Here is an 18,567-nt window from a genome sequence, read left to right as displayed (position 1 = left end):
CTCCTCTATAAAAAACAGTCTCATAAGAGACTGTTTTAATTATTACATATGATCGTGACAAGTTCTAGCAATTACATCTAACTGCTGTTCTCTAGTTAAGTCAATGAACTTAACTGCATAACCAGATACACGGATTGTGAAGTTTGCATATTCTGGTTTTTCTGGATGTTCCATTGCATCGATTAACTTTTCTTTACCGAATACGTTAACGTTTAAGTGATGAGCACCCTGTCTGAAGTAACCATCCATAACTGTTACTAACTTATCAGCTCTTTCAGCTTCGTCATGACCTAAAGCACTTGGAGCAATTGTCTGAGTATTTGAGATACCATCTAATGCCCATTCGTAAGGTAACTTAGCAACTGAGTTTAATGAAGCAAGTAAACCGTTCTTTTCTGCACCATATGCTGGGTTAGCACCTGGAGATAATGGTTCACCAGCTTTACGTCCATCAGGTAATGAACCTGTAGCCTTACCATAAACTACGTTAGAAGTGATTGTTAAGATTGAAGTAGTTGGTTCAGAATTTCTATATGTATGATGCTGTTTGATCTTTTCTAAGAATGTATGTAATAACCAAACTGCGATGTTGTCAGCTCTGTCATCATCGTTACCATAACGAGGGAAGTCACCTTCAACTTCGTAATCAACTACGATACCATCTTCATCTCTGATAGTCTTAACCTTAGCATATTTAATTGCGCTTAATGAGTCTACTACATGTGAGAAACCAGCAATACCAGTAGCGAATGTTCTACGAACATCAGTATCGATTAATGCCATTTCTGCTGCTTCATAGTAGTATTTATCATGCATGTACTGGATTAAGTTTAATGTATTTACATATAAGTCTGCTAACCAGCCCATCATGTTATCATATTTCTTGATAACTTCATCGTAATCAAGATATTCAGAAGTAATTCCTCTATATTCAGGACCTACCTGCTGTTTAGTCTTTTCATCGACACCACCATTGATAGCGTAAGTTAAGCACTTAGCTAAGTTAGCTCTTGCACCGAAGAACTGCATTTCTTTACCAGTCTGAGTAGCTGATACACAGCAGCAGATTGAATAGTCATCGCCCCATACAGGTCTCATAACATCATCATTTTCATACTGAATTGATGAAGTATCGATAGAGATCTTAGCAGCATACTTCTTGAAGTTTTCTGGTAATGCTTCTGTATATAGAACTGTTAAGTTTGGTTCTGGAGAAGGACCCATATCTTCTAATGTATGTAAGAAACGGTAGTCATTCTTTGTAACCATTGAACGTCCGTCAGTACCTAAACCTGCAACCTCAAGAGTAGCCCATACTGGGTCACCAGAGAATAATGCATTGTATGATGGGATACGTGCGAACTTAACCATACGGAATTTCATAACGATATGGTCAACTAATTCCTGAGCTTCGCTTTCAGTTAATGTACCGTTAGCTAAATCTCTTTCAATATAGATATCAAGGAATGTAGAGATACGTCCAACTGACATAGCTGCACCATTCTGAGTCTTGATAGCTGCTAAATAACCAAAGTATAACCACTGGAATGCTTCACGAGCGTTAGTAGCTGGTTTAGAAATATCATAACCATAAGCTTCAGCCATCTTCTTCATATTGTTAAGAGCTCTTACCTGTTCAGCAATTTCTTCTCTCTTTCTGATGACGTCTTCAGTCATTGATCCGCTACCGCAGTTAGCAAAGTCTTCTTTCTTCCATTCGATTAATGCATCGATACCGTATAAAGCAACTCTTCTGTAGTCACCAACAATACGTCCACGACCATAAGTATCTGGAAGACCAGTGATGATTTTATTATGACGTGCTTTCATAATTTCAGGAGTGTAAACATCAAATACACCCTGGTTATGAGTCTTGTGATATTCAGTAAAGATCTTGTGTAATTCTGGGCTTGGTGTGTAACCATAAGTTTCGCAAGCCTGTTCAGCCATACGGATACCACCATAAGGCATGAATGCTCTCTTTAAAGGCTTATCTGTCTGTAAACCAACAACAGTTTCTAAGTCCTTCATGCTTTCATCAATATAACCAGGTCCATAAGCAGTTAAACCAGAAACTACTTCAGTTTCCATATCAAGAACTCCGCCTTTAGCTCTTTCTTCTGCCTGAAGTTCCTGTAATCTGCCCCATAATTTATTAGTTGCTTCTGTAGGTTCAGCTAAGAATGATTCATCGCCATCATATGGTTTGTAGTTATTCTGAATGAAGTCTCTAGTATTTACTTCTTCTTTCCATAAACGGCCTTTGAAGCCAGCCCACGCATCAGCAAAACGATTTGTATCCATTGTAACAATTCCTCCTTAAAGTATAAAAAACCACTGAATTTTGTTACGCATCCTTTTCAGCGATTTCAATATACCATTATTCAAAATGTTTGTCTATGGATTTGCTTACATTTTTGTATGCGTTTTCTGTAAACGTATAACATTTTTTACCTCGTGATAAAAATTTTTCTAATAAGTTTGTTTTATTTTCCGAAATTAGTAATATTATATTTGTTGTTTTAGGAATAATGCGCTTACATTAGTAACTTTTTTCTTATTTAAAAATATTTTTTAATTATTTTTTCACAAAAAAAGGAAATGCAGTATGCATTTCCTAGACTATTTTTCAGGTATGATTTCAAGCCAGTATCCATCTGGATCCTGGATAAAATAGATGCCCATTGAAGGATTTTCAAAACAGATACATTCCATCTTTTCATGTAATGCATGTGCCCCTTCATAATCATCTACATGAAAAGCTAAATGGAATTCTTCTTCTCCAATATCATAAGCCTGTGGATGATCTTTAAGCCATGTGAGTTCTAATTCAAATGGAGTTGTTTCATTACCAACATATACAATAATGAAGCTTCCATCTTCACTCACCTTACGTCTTCTTTCAGTTAAGCCTAATGCTTCTTCATAGAATTTAAGAGAAGCATCTAGATCCTTAACGTTATAGTTTTCATGTACCATTTTAAATTTCATAACAAAACCCCTTATTTAATTTTTTCTAATACAGTTTCACAGATAATGCTTGATGCTTTACCAAAGATCATAGTAAGTGTTAAATGACCTGCCACAATACCACTAGCCCCTAGTGTTTTAATTGTTTCAATATCAAGATCCTTATCCTGCTTTAAAGTCGCCTTTAATTTAGAAGGTGATGCTTCTAAAGCAGTAATGTTGTCTTTACCACCTAACGCCTTAATTAATAGATCTGCATCAATCGGACATTGTTCTTTACTTGTTTTCTTTTTACGAGTCATCATCACAACAATTACGAGTACAACTACGATTGCTGCAATAATCCCAATCATCATATTTTTAGACACTTTACGCACACTCCTTTTTTATTGAAGTATCTTTAAAATATAGTATACTATAAGAATGAAAAAAGTAAAAAGAAAAAAGGAGGGCACGCATGGAAAACCTTGAAGAAACACTCAAGAAATATCCTCTTATTGCCTTAATTATATTGCTTGGTGCCATCAGTTGTTTTGCGGTTGCAAGTGCTGCACCAATTATGACTAACATTGCGAATCCTTACATGCTATGGCTTAAACAAGGGCTTTATTATGTATTAGGTGGTGCTTTAAGTTATATTATCTATAAAATAGGTCAGGATACCCTTTATGCTCATATCAAAACATTATATATGGTTTTTATTGTATTACTTATTGGACTTGCCGTGGATCATTTTGTCTATACAAAACTACTACACATTCATATTGTCCCACTCGCAAAGTTTACTAATGGTGCAACTTCCTGGTATAACATCCCAGGCTTTAGTTTTCAGCCTTCTGAATTCATGAAGATCATCATGGTTATGTATCTTGCAAAAATTACACAGGAATATAATGATCGTATCTTAGTCAAGACAACTGATAGTGAAATCCTGTATATTATTCAAGTCATGAAGATTTCTTTACCACCAGCTATTCTTATTTATTTACAGAATGACTCAGGGGTTATGATGATTATTATGGCAGCTGTTTTCTTTGTATTATTATCAAGTGGTATGAATGGAAACTGGTTCCTATTTATTTTAGTGATTGCAGTAGTAGGTGTACTAGGAATGGCTTATTTATTCATCTACCAGAACGGAGTCTTTACATCTATCATCTCAGGGCATAAACTAGACCGTATTTATGGCTGGCTAGATCCTGAAGGAACAACTGGTAACCAAGGGTTACAGTCATGGTATGCTCAGTTATCTTATGGAACTGCAGGATGGTTTGGACATGGCTTTAGAGCTGTTGTCAAGGTCTTCCCTGAAGGACAGACAGACTTTATCTTCTCAGTTATTGCGACTGATTTTGGTTATGTAGGTGCATTCTTCACTTTACTTGCAATTGCAGCATTTGATATCGCTATCTTAAATATCGGCTTAAAGAGTGATAATATTCGTGATAAGACATTTATCATGGGGACATTTGGATGTCTCATCTTCCAGCAAATATGGAATATTGGAATGATTCTTGGATTACTTCCTATTACTGGTATTACTTTACCAATGCTGTCTTATGGAGGATCTTCATTACTTTCATATATGTTCGCAATGGGTATTATTATTGATATTGATTATCAGAATAAGCTTCGTGATGTAAAACATAAACAATACTAAAACGACATACCTCTCATGAGGTATGCCGTTTTTTTTCACAATCCTTCTTTTTCTAAAAGTTCCAAAAATTCTTCTTCTGAATATACTTTTCTTTTTCCTGCTTTAATGAGATTTGCTTTTCTTATCGCATCATTTTCAAATTCATGCATATAAGCTAATTGTTCCATAACTATCCCTTAATATCTTTAAGTAAAGCTACATGCTCACCATAAATATGTCCTGTTTCAGGTACATAGACAATAAGTGCTTCTTTTTCATTCTTATAAATAGAACGGCTCTTTTCTACAAAAGCAAATAAGAGATTATCCCCCTTAGTCGTCTTAAGCTGTACTCTCTCATTATACTTCACTGGTGTAACCACATATTCACAAGGTACTGTAGGTACCTCTTTTAAGTTCACCATCTGTTTATAATAGCTATAAACCATAAAGAATAAGCCAGCAGTAATAGCCACCCCAAGGGCATAGATTACTTTAGATTGAGTTGGGACAAGAAAAGCAGCCACTAATGTGATAATCACAACTACAGGAATAATTCTAGAGAACTTCTTATAGTGCTTTCCATATTCATTACATTTATAAGTCATATATTTTTCTGACTGCTTAAGATTTAATTTTTTTAATTCGTACATCGTTGAACACCTTCTTTAAAGTCATACATTGTTGTGTGATAGGATGTTTAAAGGCTATTTCTACACTATCTAGATAAAACCCTTCTCCTTCACCATAAAGTGGATCTCCTACTAATGGACATCCTAAATAAGCCATATGAACACGTATCTGATGCGTACGTCCTGTTTCTAGCTTACATTCTACTAAAGAATAGTCTTTAGTTGTTTTAATAGTACGGTAATGGGTGATTGCTTCTTTACCGCCTTCTTTTACTTCTCTTTTAGTCCCATGACCTTCTGCATGGTCAATAGGCGCATTGACAGTTCCTTGTCCTGGATTACCTTTTACAAGTGCATGATATACACGTTTCACCTGTTTGATATCATGAGAAAAAGCATCATGAACATAACGGCTTTTCGCAATCATCATGAGCCCTGATGTTTCTTTATCAAGTCTATTTACTAAGTGAATTGCACTCTCAATATGATTTACTTGATAATAATACATAATCGCATTCCCTAATGATTCTGTTAAATACTTCTTAACAGGGATACAGGCAAGATTAGGCTGTTTATCAATGATCATCAAATAATCATCTTCATATACAACTTTTAAGGGAATATCTACAGGAATCACATTACTTGTTTCTTTAGGAAAAACAATGGCCACACTATCCCCTGTTACTGTCTTATAACACAAATACTGCTTTTCTCCATTCACTAATATCTCTCCATGATTTCTAGAATCTTTGACTAGTTTCTTAGAAATGCCATGTAAATAGAAAAATTCATCTAAACGCATATCTTTGTGCTGTTCATCTATTTCAAACTGCAAGATCATAGATATGATTTCCTCAATCTCTTCACAAATGATACATGACGATAATCACAGAAATGAGCCACACGTTTAGATAAACGTGCTTCTATGACATCATGATCCTTTAATTCAAAAATATCTGTATCAATACCTAAAACCGCATTCTCGTTAAAATCTGTCTCAAAGCGCACTACATCCTCATCTCCTAAAATAAGAGGACTGCCTAAAGAACGATAAGCATTATGATGAATACCAGCTATTTCCGTCACCTGCATCAGTCTTAAGCTAGGATTAATCACTGCCCCACCTAATGATTTATTTAATGCAGTAGACCCTGAAGGAGTACTGACACAAAGTCCGTTTCCTCTAAATGTTTCCATATGTTCATCATTTACATACATATCTATAACCTGTGAACGATGACTATTCTCTATACGCATTTCATTTAAAGCATGAAAGATTTCTCCATTATAAGAAATACGCAAGAGATGTCGATCAAAGATTTCAGGTTCTTTTGTAAGAATATCTTTTACAAGTTGTTTATATTCATCCTTTAAATAGTCTGTAAAGAACCCAAGTGTTCCTGTATGGATTCCTACAAATGAGACATCATTTAAAACATGTTCATAACGATGAATAGAATAAATCATAGTTCCATCTCCACCTACAGAAATCACTATATCTGGATGTTCTTCATCATAAATCAGTTCTTTGAGTTCATCTTTAATTAAAACTGCAAGATGACGGGATACATCATCTTTTTTTGACACAATTGCATATCTTTTCATTTTTTATCACCGATATTATTATACTTTCTATTACCTTTTTACGCAATATGACTTGTATTGACGGGTTTAACTCTCAAGTATATAATTTGAGAAAATGAGGAGAAATTATGGAAAAAAATCTTGAAATAGAATATAAGATGTTATTAAGTGAAACTCTATTCAATCAATTGATGAATGACTTCGAAGGGCATACTTATAGTCAAACAAACTATTATCTTACAAGTATTGAATTAAGTGCTTTACGCTATAGTCTTCGTATAAGAGAAAAAGAAGGCTATTATGAGATGACTTTAAAGATTCCTGAAAAGAATGGTCGTCTAGAACATAATCTAGAAATTACTAAAGAAGATTTAGAAATGATTCAAAAGGGTGAAATACCTGATAATGAGATTACTCGTTTATTAAGTAATAAGGGATTTAATTTAAGTCTTATTAAACAGGCTTATTCTTTGACTACTATTAGAAGAGATGTTCCTTTTGATTCAGGTATGTTATCTCTTGATGAAAATCATTATAACGGAATCACTGATTATGAATTAGAATTTGAAGTGAATGATGAAGAAAAAGGACTTAAACAATTTGAAGAATTATGTCAAACATATCATCTACAGTATAAAGGAAACTGTGCAAGTAAGATTGCGAGAGTTCTAAGCACATTAAAAGCAGGCCTATAAGCCTGCTTTTTTATTGTGATGATAGTCTTCCACAAGTGTAGATGCACTGAATTGTGGACAATTGTCAAACTTCTGACACTCTGCCAGCTTTCTTAATTCTCTTGGAATAAATGCGCGAATTTCTTCCGCATTATACCCTACCTGGAAACGTCTTTCATCAATCATAATAGGACGTTTTAAGATAGATGGATTCTTCTGAATAAAATGAATTAATTCATTGGTAGACATATCTTCAATGTCTACTTTATTCTCTTTGATGATCTTAGAACGTTTAGAAATGATATCATCCGTACCATTCTCGCTACGTTCTAATAGTTCACGTAGTTCATCTTCTCTTAGTATTGTAGAAAAGATATTCTTTTCTACATAAGGAATATCATGTTCTTTGAGCCATGCTTTGACTTTTCTGCATGATGCACAACTTGGTGCGGTGTAGATTCTAATCATGATTTCACCTCTTTCTTTTGTTTATTATACATCATTTTCGTAGGTTGTATATGTTTATTGGTTGCATTCACATAATTTTGTATTATAATGAAGGAAGCAATGAACAGAAATAAGTAGTTTTTTATACTATGGATAGAGAGCTCATGGATGGTGGAAATGAGTCATAGATACTAAATGAATTGGGTTCTGGGAGCTTTTCTAGCATGAGTTAGAAACGTCTGCTGTCGTTACCAGCACAAATACACATTGGTGGCACGTCCTTTGGACGTGCCTTTTTTATTTAGGAGGATGTAATTATGAAAAGAATGTTAAGTGGTATTAAACCTACAGGACGTGTTACTTTAGGTAACTACATTGGCGCTATTAAGCCATTTGTACAGTTCCAGAATGAATATGAAATGATTATCTTTGTCGCTAATCTTCATTCAATGACTATTTACCAGGAACCTAAGGATTTAAGAAAAAATACAAAAGATTTAATCGCATTATATATTGCAGCTGGATTAGATCCTGAACAGGTGACTTTATTCCTACAGAGTGATGTCTTAGAACATGCTCAGCTTGGATGGTATTTAGGATGCATGGTTTCTATGGGTGAATTATCACGTATGACTCAATATAAATCAAAGAAACTTGAAGCAGAAGAAAAAGGCGGACATATTGGCGCTGGTATCTTCAACTACCCTTCTTTAATGAATGCGGACATCTTAATGTATGATCCTGATTATGTACCTGTAGGAGAAGACCAGAAACAGCATGTAGAGCTTGCTAGAAATGTAGCAGAACGTTTTAATAGCCGTTATAGTGATACTTTCAAGCTTCCTGAACCTATCATTCCTAAAGTAGGTGGACGTATTATGGACTTACAGGATCCTACTAAGAAGATGAGTAAGTCATCACCTAATGGTAAAGGATGTATTTATGTATTAGATCCAATTAATGTATCTAAGAAGAAGATCTTATCTGCAGTGACTGATAGTGATTCACATGTGAAGTTTGACCCAGAAAATAAGCCTGGTATTTCTAACCTACTTGAAATCTATTCTATTATTTCAGGTAAGACTATTGAAGAACTTGAAACAATGTATGAAGGTAAAGGTTATGGAGATTTCAAGAAGGATCTTGCAGAAGTTGTTGGTAATGAACTTCAAAGAATTCAGGACCGTTACAATGAAATCCTAGACGGTGATTATCTTGATAATGTTCTTGAAGCAGGAGCAGAAAAAGCAAGAAGAATTGCAAGAAAGAAACTTGCAAAAGTAGAAAGAAAAATTGGTATCACAATCAAGAAAAAATAAAACAATGGCTCGCGCCATTGTTTTTTTATTTAATGATAAAGAAATATGCAAGTACTAATAGTCCTAATACAATTCTATACCATCCAAATACCTTGAAGTCATGCTTCTTGATATAGCTCATTAAGAACTTGATAATTAAAATTGATGATACAAATGCGACAAGCATACCAAGACCTAATACTGCAAGCTGTGAAGCTGTAAATGCAAGACCAAACTTAACTAGTTTTAATAAGCTTGCGCCAAACATAACAGGAATAGCTAAGAAGAATGTAAATTCTGCAGCAACTGTACGGCTAACACCTAACATTAATCCACCAAGGATTGTCGCACCAGAACGAGATGTACCTGGGAAAATAGCTGCAATTAACTGGAACATACCAATTAAGAAAGCAGTTTTACCATTGATAGCTTTTAAAGAGTTAATCTTAGGTCTTAGTGATGCATTTCTATTTTCAATTACGATAAATCCAATACCAAAGATAATTAATGCTAGAGCAACACAAGGTGGATTATAGAACAATGCTTCAAATACATCATCAAATAATAATCCTACTACTGCAGCTGGGATACATGCAAAGATGATCTTAAGCCATAAATCAAAGATATCTCTATCTACATATTTAAAGAAACCTTTTACCATTGGATTTGTATTCTTCTTAAATGGCCAGATCTGATTCCAATAGATAACTACTACTGCAAGAATAGCACCTAACTGAATTACAACCTGGAACATAGAATAGAAATCTTTAGAAACATCTAATTTCACAAATTCATTTAATAAAATCATATGTCCAGTACTACTGATAGGTAACCACTCAGTGATACCTTCTACAATACCAAACAAAATAGTTTTTAAATAGAGTAACATAATAATCTCCTTTTTTATTGTCTTTTTGATTATGGCACAATTCTCATTATTTTCAAGGTTTTAAGCATAAAAAAAGACTTTCTCGGATGAGAAAGTCTATTTTACTGCAACGACTTCAACTTCTAATAAAGCACCTTTAGGAAGTTTAGCAACTTCTACAGCACTTCTTGCTGGATAAGGTTCTTCAAAGTATTCAGCATAGATACCATTCATAGTTGCAAAATCATCAATATTATCTAAGAATACAGTTGTTTTCACAACATTCTTGAATGTAAGATTCTGACTTTCAAGTAAACCTTTTACATTATCTAATGCACGTCTAGTCTGTGCTTCGATACCTTCTGGCATCACGCCTGTTTCAGGATCTAATGGAATTTGTCCTGAAAAGAAGATCATATTACCAATATCGATTCCTTGGCTATATGGTCCAATAGCACCTGGTGCTTTGTCTGTTTTTACTACTTTAGTCATTTGTACATCCTCCTAATGGTCCTATTATACCATTGTTATACAGTAAAGTGAAACAATAAGATGTTGTCATAAAGGGTAGAATTTGCTACAATATTTAAACGGAGGCGTACAAGAATTATGAAAGATTTTATCAAGAAATTTGCACGTGAAATCAGTGTTTTTGGATTAGTACTTGTTGTATTCCTTGGATTATTTATTTATCGTCAGGCAACATATGCAACATATACAACTTTATCAAGCACTAAGTTTGAACAGAAGATTGAAAACAAGGATAGTTTCATTCTTGTTGCAGGTGATAGTTCTGATAGTACTATGAAGTCTTTCCAGGAAGTAATGACTACTTACCAGACAAAGAATAGAAAAAATAAAATTTATTATGTTGATACAAAAGGAAAGTCTTCTAATTACCTTACTAAGAAATTAAATGTCAATATCTCTACACCTTGTACATTTATTATTAAAAAAGGTAAAGTGACTGCAAAGTATCCAGGTGCTCTACAGTACTACTATTTCAAAGATTTTATAAATGCAAACCTATAAAAGAGATTGCCCGAAAGGCAATCTTTTTACTTGTAAAATTTTTTATTAATATATATATAAAGCTCATATTTTGTATAATCTCCATAATTAATGGAGGTATGGATATGAAATATGCTTATATTAGAGTTTCTACTAAAGACCAGAATATTGATAGACAGGTAGAAGCAATGAAAGAGGCTGGTATTGATAAGAGTAAGATGTTTATTGATAAGCAGTCAGGTAAGGATTTTGAACGTAAGAATTATAAGAAGATGTTAAGAAAGCTGAAGGCAGGTGATGAAGTGTATATTAAGTCTATCGATCGACTTGGTAGAAATTATGATGAAATTATTGAACAATGGAGAATACTAACAAAAGATAAGGATGTAGATGTGAGTGTATTAGATTTTCCACTTCTTGATACAAAAAATAAGATCAATGGCTTAACAGGAAAGTTTATTGCAGATCTTGTATTACAGATATTGTCCTATGTTGCCCAGATAGAAAGAGAAAATATTAGACAAAGACAAGCTGAAGGTATCAGAATCGCTAAAGAAAAAGGTGTGAAGTTTGGTAGACCAGTCATGGATATTCCAGAGAATTTTGATTCTATTTATCAGCTTTGGGAGAATAATTTAATTAGTTTAAGAGAAGCAGGAAGGATGCTGGAAATAAGTCATACGACATTCCAGAGACTTGCAAAAAGATATAATAATAAAGATGTCAGCCGTTAAGCTGACATCTTTTTACTTCTTGAATTCTATTTCATTAAGTGGTACATCATTTTTTAACTTGTGGTTACAATTAGGACATCTATTTTCTACACCAGTCACAAAACTTCTAGACTTTGTAAAAATATCAACATGACCACATGAGTCACAACGACATCTTTTCATTAAAGTAAAATTATAAGCCATAAGTAAGATATAAAGCACAACAGTCCCAATAGTTCCAGGTAAACCCCATGACATAAAGAAACTGACTAGTATACCAATAATTAATAAGAAGTTAGAACCTATTTCTATTCTTCTAATTGTTTTCGCATATTGATTTCTATTTTTCATATATTCTCTCCACTCTTGGTGAAATGAGACAGATGATTTCATAAGGGATTGTATTGATTTCTTTAGCCATTTTCGCAAGTGAGATATGTTCTCCAAAGATTTCTACATCATCCCCAGGTTTTACATTTTCATCTACCTTCACCATACACTGATCCATACATACTCTTCCTACTACAGGATAGTAATGACCATTAATATAGACTTCTCTACCCTGATTAGCGCGTGTAAATCCATCTGCATAACCAATTGGTAAAGTTGCAATATATTGATTCTCATCAGCTGTATAAGTCATACCATAACCAATCTTTTCACCTTTAGGTACAACTTTAACCATTGCAACTTTTGTATAAAGACTCATAGCTTGTTTTAAATCACTATTCTCTTCACCACGTGGATCTACACCATACATCGCAATACCAATACGTGTCAAATTACCATAGTCTGAATGATGGAACATCATAGCAGCTGAGTTATCACAATGAATATATTTAAAACGGTTATTACCTACAATAGATTTAAATAAAGCCAACTGTTTTTCATATTCATCATCCTGAGAGAAATCATCTGCTGTCGCAAAATGAGTAAAGATACCTTCTACATCAATCTTAGAAGAATCTATCATTTCCATAGCCTTTTCAAATTCTTTTTCTGTCTTAAAACCAATTCTGTTCATACCTGAATCAATACTTAAATGAACCTTAACAGGAGCATCATAGTGATGCATTTCATTAATCTTATTTAAGTAATCAAAAGAGAATAAAGCAAGGCTGATATTCTTCTTAATCGCAATATCTAAGTCTTCTAGTGGTATTGCACCTAATACTAGAATATCTTGTTTTACACCTAAATCTCTTAAGTCTACAGCTTCTTTTAAAGTAGCTACTGCAAACATCTGAATAATAGATTCATCCTTTAAAACAGAAGCAACTTCTTTATAGCCATGTCCATACGCATTTGCTTTAATGATAGCCACCATAGGCTTTTTAGTTTTTTTATATAATGTTTCTACATTTTCTTTAATATAATCTAAACGTACTTTTGCATACGTATCACGATAACGTGTCATTTTATATTCCTCTTTTCCTTACGTAAAAAGTATAAACTAGAGATTTATACTTTTCAAGAACTGTTTGAAAAAGCAGCACTCACGTGCTGCTTAAAAGTCTGATAAGTGGCCATCTTTTCTATCGACACGATAACGGTAACGGCATAATTCCAACATTGGAAGATCAGAATCAGAATCAGAATAACCATAAGAATGATCATAATCTATTTCTAAATCATGTTCTTTCATATACTGATTGATTCTAGTCACCTTTGCTTTACCTTTACAGTTCTCACCAATAATACGAGATGTATAATGTCCATTCTTTATTTGTGTCTTTGTACCCATTAACTCATCACAAGGAAGTGTATTAAAGCGCATATAAGCTTCAGCACTGGCAGTGACTAGGAATACTAAACATCCTTCTTCCTGTCTCTTCTTCATCTCTTCAACCATATGAGGATAATATGTAGGTACGATATCCTTTTCATAACAGTCTTTGATTTCTTCTTCAGTGAGTAAATCTAAAGGGAAATGAACCCATGATTTCATTGATTCCATAGAACAGATATGTAATACATAGCCAATTCCATATGGAATAAGTGGAAGAAATCGGAATACTGATAAAGGATACTTCTTTAAAGTATAAGACAATAGCTTCCTAATAGAATCACCATGAGCTATTGTATAATCAAAATCAAAAAATGCACACTTCTGTTTCATTAAGCAATCTCCAATGCGACTTCCATCATTGCAGTAAATGTCTTTTCTCTTTCTTGGGCAGTAGTTTCTGGTTCATCATTTACTAAAGAATCAGAGATTGTAAGTAATGTGAGAGCGTTCTTACCTAAATAAGCAGCTGTCGCAAATAATGCGTAAGATTCCATTTCTACTGCAAGAACACCCATTCTAGACCATTTTTCTACAGAAGTTGTATCTGCATGATAGAAAATATCAGATGCTAAAACATTACCTACATGGTAGTTGATCTTCTTTTCTTTTGCGAGTGTAACAGCTTTTTCTAATAATGAATAAGAAGAAATAGCTGAGAAAGTACCTGGTAATTCATATTGATGAGCAAAGTTAGAGTCTGTACATGATCCCTGAGCAATAATCACATCTCTAATATGTACATTCTTCTGCATAGAACCTGCACTACCAATACGAATGATGTTTTCTACATCATATTGTGTAAATAATTCATAAGAATAGATACCAATAGAAGGCATACCCATTCCTGAACCCATAATAGAAATCTTCTTTCCTTTATAAGTTCCTGTATAACCAAACATATTTCTTACAGCGTTGAACTGTACAACATCTTCTAAATATGTTTCTGCCAGATATTTTGCACGTAATGGGTCTCCTGGCATTAAGACCGTTTTTGCGATATCACCTTTTTTTGCTTCATTGTGTGGTGTTGCCATAATTCAATCTCCTTTTATAATAATTTTTTAGATTTGGTTTCTTACCTGATATGATTGCTTTTTTGAGTACCTTATATTCTTCACTAGAATAACCTGCTTTCGCAAATGACTCTGTCATTATGACAGGAGCCTGGTTATCACTCAAACCATCGTATAATGCGATATCTTTCTTATAGGCTAAAATATGTGTATCAATATCAATCATATGCAGATGGATGTTCTCATCATCCTTGAAATCATCTATTAATATTCTACAATTTCCACAGGACTTAAGTCCATAGACTTTTACAGAATATATATTCTTTTTACATGATGTACTACTTAACAGTAAACCTACGATTATTAAAATCTTGAGTAGGTTTCTTTCCATTTGTGACACGTTCAATATCTTTCGCAAGTATTTCTTCATCATCTGTTTCATATCCTAGTAAGGCAAAATAACCTTTTACATAAATAAATGGACCTAAACCATAATATTCATCATCAAAATCCTTTAAAGAATTAATTGCTTGATTATAATGGTCTGTTGTTTTTGTATCATCCATATCATACATCTTGATTGTAATATTCTTATAACGTTTTTTTAAATAAGGTATCGCATTTTTCTTAAAAGCGATACATTCAGAACATGTCTTAACTGAATAAAATTCAATAGTGACAGGATGAGGTAATTCAACCTTTTTTTGTGTACATCCAGTCATCAGTAATAAACTTAATAAAAATAAAATCCATTTTTTCAATCACATCACTCCTCTAATACATCAGCACATTCTTTTAAATATTCCATAATAGGTAACTGCTGTGGACAAACACCCTCACATTGACCACAACCTATACAAACAGATGCTTTCGCACTCTTTTCTATAATGCCTTCATAGCGATTCTTTGCTTTATCCTTCATGCCATAAATCTTATACCAGTTCATTGCCTTGAAGATATCAGGGATTTCAATACCCATAGGGCATCCTGGTGTACAATAACGACATGCAGTACATGGAATAGATTCAATGGCATCTAATGCCTTTTGTGCTTTCTTAATCGTATTTTGTTCTTCTTCACTTAACGGTTTAAAATCTTTCATATAAGAAATATTATCTAGTACCTGTTCCATTGTACTCATTCCACTAAGTACTGTAATAATACCATCTAGTGACGCGACATAACGTACAGCCCATGATGCAATAGACATATCAGGATTCGCATTATGTAGTATTTCTCTGACTGATTCAGGTGGTGAGGCAAGTGTACCACCCTTAATAGGTTCCATTACAACAATAGATTTCTGATGTTTTCTCGCAATTTCATAATTGGCACGTGATGTAATAGCTGGGTTTTCCCAGTCTGCATAGTTTAATTGTAATTGTACAAATTCTACATCAGGATGCTTAGTGAGTAATTCATCTAATAATTGTGGTGTTCCATGGAAGGAGAAACCATAATGTTTAATAAGTCCCTTTGCTTTTGCATCCTTCACAAAGTCCCATATATGATATTGATCATATAAAGCCACATTGGCATCAGATAATGCATGTAGAAGATAATAATCAAAATATCCTGCCCCAGTTCTCTCTAAGCTGACCTTTAATTGTGCCTGACAGCTTTCTTCATCATGACACATCATTTTTGCATTGATTTTAGAAGCCAAAGTATAAGAATCACGAGGATAACATTCTACAAGTACCTTTCTAGTTGCTTCTTCTAATCCTTCATAAACATAAGCTGTATCAAAATAAGTCAGTCCAGCATCCATAAAGGCATCTACCATCTTCTTTGTTTCTTCAATATCAATTTGTCCATGAGTGCGTGGTAGACGCATCATACCAAAACCAAGCTTTGGTGTATGTTCTCCAAAATAAGTCATGTTCTCAACTCCTTTACTCTATTCTATCACAAAAAGCTTCCCAACTAGGAAGCTCTTTTCGTAAATATAAATGCAACACCTATATCTTTATTTTCAGCATGAATATCATAGCCATACATATCTGCAATCTTAGATACAATGGATAAACCTAAACCAAATTGACCCTTTACTCCTTTTACATAAGGGTTAAAAAGATCTTCTTTCTTATCTTCATCTATAGGATCACCATCATTATAGATAATAAGTGTATCTTCTTTTAAAGTAATCTTAATAACAGATTTCATATAACGTGATGCATTATCAATAATGTTTTCTATCGCAACACGCCAATGTTCTTCATTACCAATAAAAGCCACATCATCTAAATCTGTTTCTATATGGATATGCTGCATTGCTTCCATCTGCATGACGATATGTTCAATTAAGTCTTTGATAGGGAAAGGTTTTAATTCACTTTCTTCAGCACTTAAGTAATCTAATCTATTTAAATAGAGTAAGGATTTTACTTTATGTTCTAAACGATCTGCATTTTCTAGGATAATATCCATAGAACTGTCCTTATCACCATATGGGTAGATATCATCCTTGACACTCTGTCCATATGTCTTAATAAGTGCAATAGGTGTTTTTAAGTCATGAGAAATATTATGAATCATTTCTTCTTTGACTTTTTCCTGCTTCATGAGTTCATCCTTCATTGTGACAATCGCATTTCCTACAACACCTATTTCATCTTGTCGATCCATGACTAGAGTCGCTTCTTCACGATTCGCAATAGAATCTACATAAGTCTTAATCTTCTTTAAAGGACGAATAAGAGAAATAACCCATAAGACGAGTACTAATGCGAAAATAGTGAGTACTGCATAAAGAATATAAATAATACGATTACGAATATCTGTGATCAGCTTATCTGAATAAGAATTAGACATAATAGAAATCAAATACTCATTATCCACCTTCATAATACGATAATAATAAGTTTCTCTTGCATAAGTTCCTTTACTTTCTATAGTATTATGTCTTCTACTATTCACAATCTTCTCTAAATCGCGTCCAAATAAATAGTTATATAGTAATGTCAATGTAGTGGCATCTCCATGAAGATTACTAAATGTAAAAGCATTTTCTGTAGGATCATAAACAATTGTATAGATTGCCTTCTCTTTGTTGTTAGAAGGCATAAAGTCATATTCTACAGAATCTCTTTGTGATGTCTCTAGCTTTTCATACATCTGATCATCAATAATATCATGCACATTAGAATCTACAATAGGCATTACAACAGCCACTAACATGATAGCTAAACCAAGTATTACTACAAGAAGCTGTTTTAATAAAGAAAAAGATTTAAACATTAGTCTAGTCTATAGCCAAAACCATAGATTGTCTTAATATTGATATTTGGCATCTTCTTTCTTAAACGTCTTAAAGTATCATCTACAACACGGTCACTACCAAAATAGTTTTCATCCCAGACACGTGTTAAGACCTGTTCACGAGAAATCGCAATACCTTTATTTTTCATAAAATAAAGAAGCAATTCATATTCTTTAGTAGTCAGATCTATTTCATGGTCATTTTCTAATACTTTACGTTTAGATTCATCCACCATATAACCATCAATATCAATCATTTCAGTATCTTTATAGACACGCTTTAAAACGTTATGAATACGAAGAATCACTTCCTTCATATTAAATGGTTTTGTGATATATTCATCACAGCCCTTTTCTAAACCAATAATTCGGTCAAAGTCCTGGTCTCTTGCAGACATAAAGACAATAGGCATATCAGGACGCTTTGATTTAATAGCTGTCAACAAATCAAATCCACTATTCTTATCAAGCATAATATCTACTAACCATAAATGTACATCATCATCACAATGCATTAAAGCTTCATCATAAGTATAGAAAGAAGTACATTCATATCCTTCTTTTTCTAAATATGTTCTTACTATATCATTCAAGTGTTTCTCATCATCAATAATATTAATTTTGTATTTCAAGAGACTCACCTCCCATATTTCATTATAAAGTGAAAAT

The 18,567-nt window shown here is 33.4% G+C and carries 24 protein-coding genes; 5 read left to right on the top strand and 19 right to left on the bottom strand.

Going from position 1 to position 18,567, the window contains the following annotated elements; translation table 11 throughout:
* Window positions 1-42: 42 nt before the first annotated feature.
* The 3 genes from pflB to QVO42_RS01765 form a co-directional block, all read right to left on the bottom strand.
* Window positions 43-2,304, bottom strand: a complete 2,262-nt coding sequence (gene pflB / locus QVO42_RS01775) for a formate C-acetyltransferase (protein WP_022424478.1) — start codon at window positions 2,302-2,304, stop codon at window positions 43-45.
* 318 nt (window positions 2,305-2,622) lie between these two features.
* A complete protein-coding gene (locus QVO42_RS01770; protein ID WP_022424477.1) occupies window positions 2,623-2,991 on the bottom strand; it encodes a VOC family protein in 369 nt (122 codons plus the stop codon).
* Between the two features lie 11 nt (window positions 2,992-3,002).
* On the bottom strand, window positions 3,003-3,338 hold the full coding sequence (locus tag QVO42_RS01765) for a PTS sugar transporter subunit IIB (RefSeq protein ID WP_022424476.1): 336 nt from the start codon (window positions 3,336-3,338) through the stop codon (window positions 3,003-3,005).
* A gap of 89 nt (window positions 3,339-3,427) precedes the next feature.
* Here QVO42_RS01765 and QVO42_RS01760 point away from each other — a divergent pair, with 89 nt between their 5' ends.
* Window positions 3,428-4,630: an FtsW/RodA/SpoVE family cell cycle protein gene (locus tag QVO42_RS01760; protein ID WP_022424475.1), complete on the top strand. Its 1,203-nt coding sequence runs from the start codon at window positions 3,428-3,430 to the stop codon at window positions 4,628-4,630.
* A gap of 35 nt (window positions 4,631-4,665) precedes the next feature.
* Here QVO42_RS01760 and QVO42_RS01755 read toward each other — a convergent pair whose 3' ends face one another.
* From QVO42_RS01755 to QVO42_RS01740, 4 genes are read right to left on the bottom strand one after another with little or no spacing between them, the layout of a single operon-like run.
* Window positions 4,666-4,797 carry a hypothetical protein gene (locus tag QVO42_RS01755; protein ID WP_022424474.1) on the bottom strand — a complete coding sequence of 44 codons (132 nt, stop codon included), beginning with the start codon at window positions 4,795-4,797 and terminating at the stop codon, window positions 4,666-4,668.
* Window positions 4,798-4,799: 2 nt separating this feature from the next.
* A complete protein-coding gene (locus QVO42_RS01750) occupies window positions 4,800-5,261 on the bottom strand; it encodes a hypothetical protein (RefSeq protein WP_022424473.1) in 462 nt (153 codons plus the stop codon).
* Complete coding sequence (locus QVO42_RS01745; protein WP_022424472.1) at window positions 5,233-6,081, bottom strand: RluA family pseudouridine synthase; 849 nt, start codon at window positions 6,079-6,081, stop codon at window positions 5,233-5,235. Before QVO42_RS01745 ends, QVO42_RS01750 begins: the two co-directional genes overlap by 29 nt.
* Entirely contained in the window at window positions 6,078-6,845 is a 768-nt protein-coding gene (locus QVO42_RS01740; RefSeq protein ID WP_022424471.1) for an NAD kinase, read from the bottom strand. Before QVO42_RS01740 ends, QVO42_RS01745 begins: the two co-directional genes overlap by 4 nt.
* Before the next feature lie 107 nt (window positions 6,846-6,952).
* Between QVO42_RS01740 and QVO42_RS01735 the strand changes: the two genes are divergently transcribed.
* Window positions 6,953-7,519 (top strand): CYTH domain-containing protein, encoded by a 567-nt coding sequence (locus QVO42_RS01735; RefSeq protein WP_022424470.1) that lies wholly within the window; start codon window positions 6,953-6,955, stop codon window positions 7,517-7,519.
* Here the strand turns inward: QVO42_RS01735 and spx are convergent.
* On the bottom strand, window positions 7,514-7,966 hold the full coding sequence (spx, locus tag QVO42_RS01730; RefSeq protein WP_022424469.1) for a transcriptional regulator Spx: 453 nt from the start codon (window positions 7,964-7,966) through the stop codon (window positions 7,514-7,516). The genes QVO42_RS01735 and spx overlap by 6 nt on opposite strands.
* A 296-nt stretch (window positions 7,967-8,262) precedes the next feature.
* Here spx and trpS point away from each other — a divergent pair, with 296 nt between their 5' ends.
* Window positions 8,263-9,264, top strand: a complete 1,002-nt coding sequence (gene trpS / locus QVO42_RS01725; protein WP_022424468.1) for a tryptophan--tRNA ligase — start codon at window positions 8,263-8,265, stop codon at window positions 9,262-9,264.
* Window positions 9,265-9,289: 25 nt separating this feature from the next.
* On the opposite strand, the gene QVO42_RS01720 is transcribed toward trpS, so the two are convergent.
* Together QVO42_RS01720 and QVO42_RS01715 are read right to left on the bottom strand one after the other, a co-directional pair.
* Window positions 9,290-10,132 carry an undecaprenyl-diphosphate phosphatase gene (locus QVO42_RS01720; protein ID WP_022424467.1) on the bottom strand — a complete coding sequence of 281 codons (843 nt, stop codon included), beginning with the start codon at window positions 10,130-10,132 and terminating at the stop codon, window positions 9,290-9,292.
* A gap of 96 nt (window positions 10,133-10,228) precedes the next feature.
* Window positions 10,229-10,603, bottom strand: a complete 375-nt coding sequence (locus QVO42_RS01715) for a RidA family protein (RefSeq protein WP_022424466.1) — start codon at window positions 10,601-10,603, stop codon at window positions 10,229-10,231.
* A 117-nt stretch (window positions 10,604-10,720) separates the two neighbouring features.
* Here QVO42_RS01715 and QVO42_RS01710 point away from each other — a divergent pair, with 117 nt between their 5' ends.
* On the top strand, window positions 10,721-11,143 hold the full coding sequence (locus QVO42_RS01710; protein WP_022424465.1) for a hypothetical protein: 423 nt from the start codon (window positions 10,721-10,723) through the stop codon (window positions 11,141-11,143).
* Between the two features lie 104 nt (window positions 11,144-11,247).
* Complete coding sequence (locus tag QVO42_RS01705) at window positions 11,248-11,856, top strand: recombinase family protein (protein ID WP_022424464.1); 609 nt, start codon at window positions 11,248-11,250, stop codon at window positions 11,854-11,856.
* Window positions 11,857-11,868: 12 nt separating this feature from the next.
* Here QVO42_RS01705 and QVO42_RS01700 read toward each other — a convergent pair whose 3' ends face one another.
* The 9 genes from QVO42_RS01700 to QVO42_RS01660 form a co-directional block, all read right to left on the bottom strand.
* The gene (locus QVO42_RS01700) at window positions 11,869-12,186 is read right to left on the bottom strand and encodes a hypothetical protein (RefSeq protein WP_022424463.1); all 318 of its coding nucleotides are present in this window, start codon (window positions 12,184-12,186) and stop codon (window positions 11,869-11,871) included.
* Window positions 12,176-13,252: an alanine racemase gene (gene alr, locus QVO42_RS01695; protein ID WP_022424462.1), complete on the bottom strand. Its 1,077-nt coding sequence runs from the start codon at window positions 13,250-13,252 to the stop codon at window positions 12,176-12,178. Before alr ends, QVO42_RS01700 begins: the two co-directional genes overlap by 11 nt.
* Before the next feature lie 90 nt (window positions 13,253-13,342).
* Window positions 13,343-13,954, bottom strand: a complete 612-nt coding sequence (locus tag QVO42_RS01690; protein WP_022424461.1) for an HAD-IB family hydrolase — start codon at window positions 13,952-13,954, stop codon at window positions 13,343-13,345.
* Window positions 13,954-14,658 carry a purine-nucleoside phosphorylase gene (gene deoD / locus QVO42_RS01685; protein WP_022424460.1) on the bottom strand — a complete coding sequence of 235 codons (705 nt, stop codon included), beginning with the start codon at window positions 14,656-14,658 and terminating at the stop codon, window positions 13,954-13,956. Before deoD ends, QVO42_RS01690 begins: the two co-directional genes overlap by 1 nt.
* Window positions 14,639-14,863, bottom strand: coding sequence for a hypothetical protein (locus tag QVO42_RS01680; protein ID WP_022424459.1), 225 nt, complete (start codon window positions 14,861-14,863; stop codon window positions 14,639-14,641). Before QVO42_RS01680 ends, deoD begins: the two co-directional genes overlap by 20 nt.
* 112 nt (window positions 14,864-14,975) lie before the next feature.
* Complete coding sequence (locus tag QVO42_RS01675) at window positions 14,976-15,398, bottom strand: hypothetical protein (protein ID WP_022424458.1); 423 nt, start codon at window positions 15,396-15,398, stop codon at window positions 14,976-14,978.
* 5 nt (window positions 15,399-15,403) lie between these two features.
* On the bottom strand, window positions 15,404-16,519 hold the full coding sequence (locus QVO42_RS01670; RefSeq protein WP_022424457.1) for an aldo/keto reductase: 1,116 nt from the start codon (window positions 16,517-16,519) through the stop codon (window positions 15,404-15,406).
* Window positions 16,520-16,563: 44 nt separating this feature from the next.
* Window positions 16,564-17,877 carry a sensor histidine kinase gene (locus QVO42_RS01665; protein ID WP_022424456.1) on the bottom strand — a complete coding sequence of 438 codons (1,314 nt, stop codon included), beginning with the start codon at window positions 17,875-17,877 and terminating at the stop codon, window positions 16,564-16,566.
* On the bottom strand, window positions 17,877-18,530 hold the full coding sequence (locus tag QVO42_RS01660; RefSeq protein WP_022424455.1) for a response regulator transcription factor: 654 nt from the start codon (window positions 18,528-18,530) through the stop codon (window positions 17,877-17,879). Before QVO42_RS01660 ends, QVO42_RS01665 begins: the two co-directional genes overlap by 1 nt.
* Window positions 18,531-18,567: the final 37 nt, after the last annotated feature.

This window comes from Catenibacterium sp. CAG:290 (assembly GCF_000437715.1).
GTDB classification, from domain to species: domain Bacteria; phylum Bacillota_I; class Bacilli_A; order Erysipelotrichales; family Coprobacillaceae; genus Catenibacterium; species Catenibacterium mitsuoka_A.
The sequence above is the reverse complement of the archived record's forward strand: the minus strand, read 5'-3'. Positions and strand labels throughout refer to the sequence as shown.

Excerpts from the sequence above, each read along its gene's own strand:
- pflB (WP_022424478.1), bottom strand. The coding sequence starts at position 2,304 with ATGGATACAAATCGTTTTGCTGATGCGTGGGCTGGCTTCAAAGGCCGT.
- QVO42_RS01770 (WP_022424477.1), bottom strand. The coding sequence starts at position 2,991 with ATGAAATTTAAAATGGTACATGAAAACTATAACGTTAAGGATCTAGAT.
- QVO42_RS01760 (WP_022424475.1), top strand. The coding sequence starts at position 3,428 with ATGGAAAACCTTGAAGAAACACTCAAGAAATATCCTCTTATTGCCTTA.
- QVO42_RS01755 (WP_022424474.1), bottom strand. The coding sequence starts at position 4,797 with ATGGAACAATTAGCTTATATGCATGAATTTGAAAATGATGCGATAAGA.
- QVO42_RS01750 (WP_022424473.1), bottom strand. The coding sequence starts at position 5,261 with ATGTACGAATTAAAAAAATTAAATCTTAAGCAGTCAGAAAAATATATG.
- QVO42_RS01745 (WP_022424472.1), bottom strand. The coding sequence starts at position 6,081 with ATGATCTTGCAGTTTGAAATAGATGAACAGCACAAAGATATGCGTTTA.
- QVO42_RS01740 (WP_022424471.1), bottom strand. The coding sequence starts at position 6,845 with ATGAAAAGATATGCAATTGTGTCAAAAAAAGATGATGTATCCCGTCAT.
- QVO42_RS01735 (WP_022424470.1), top strand. The coding sequence starts at position 6,953 with ATGGAAAAAAATCTTGAAATAGAATATAAGATGTTATTAAGTGAAACT.
- spx (WP_022424469.1), bottom strand. The coding sequence starts at position 7,966 with ATGATTAGAATCTACACCGCACCAAGTTGTGCATCATGCAGAAAAGTC.
- trpS (WP_022424468.1), top strand. The coding sequence starts at position 8,263 with ATGAAAAGAATGTTAAGTGGTATTAAACCTACAGGACGTGTTACTTTA.
- QVO42_RS01720 (WP_022424467.1), bottom strand. The coding sequence starts at position 10,132 with ATGTTACTCTATTTAAAAACTATTTTGTTTGGTATTGTAGAAGGTATC.
- QVO42_RS01715 (WP_022424466.1), bottom strand. The coding sequence starts at position 10,603 with ATGACTAAAGTAGTAAAAACAGACAAAGCACCAGGTGCTATTGGACCA.
- QVO42_RS01710 (WP_022424465.1), top strand. The coding sequence starts at position 10,721 with ATGAAAGATTTTATCAAGAAATTTGCACGTGAAATCAGTGTTTTTGGA.
- QVO42_RS01705 (WP_022424464.1), top strand. The coding sequence starts at position 11,248 with ATGAAATATGCTTATATTAGAGTTTCTACTAAAGACCAGAATATTGAT.
- QVO42_RS01700 (WP_022424463.1), bottom strand. The coding sequence starts at position 12,186 with ATGAAAAATAGAAATCAATATGCGAAAACAATTAGAAGAATAGAAATA.
- alr (WP_022424462.1), bottom strand. The coding sequence starts at position 13,252 with ATGACACGTTATCGTGATACGTATGCAAAAGTACGTTTAGATTATATT.
- QVO42_RS01690 (WP_022424461.1), bottom strand. The coding sequence starts at position 13,954 with ATGAAACAGAAGTGTGCATTTTTTGATTTTGATTATACAATAGCTCAT.
- deoD (WP_022424460.1), bottom strand. The coding sequence starts at position 14,658 with ATGGCAACACCACACAATGAAGCAAAAAAAGGTGATATCGCAAAAACG.
- QVO42_RS01680 (WP_022424459.1), bottom strand. The coding sequence starts at position 14,863 with ATGATTGATATTGATACACATATTTTAGCCTATAAGAAAGATATCGCA.
- QVO42_RS01670 (WP_022424457.1), bottom strand. The coding sequence starts at position 16,519 with ATGACTTATTTTGGAGAACATACACCAAAGCTTGGTTTTGGTATGATG.
- QVO42_RS01665 (WP_022424456.1), bottom strand. The coding sequence starts at position 17,877 with ATGTTTAAATCTTTTTCTTTATTAAAACAGCTTCTTGTAGTAATACTT.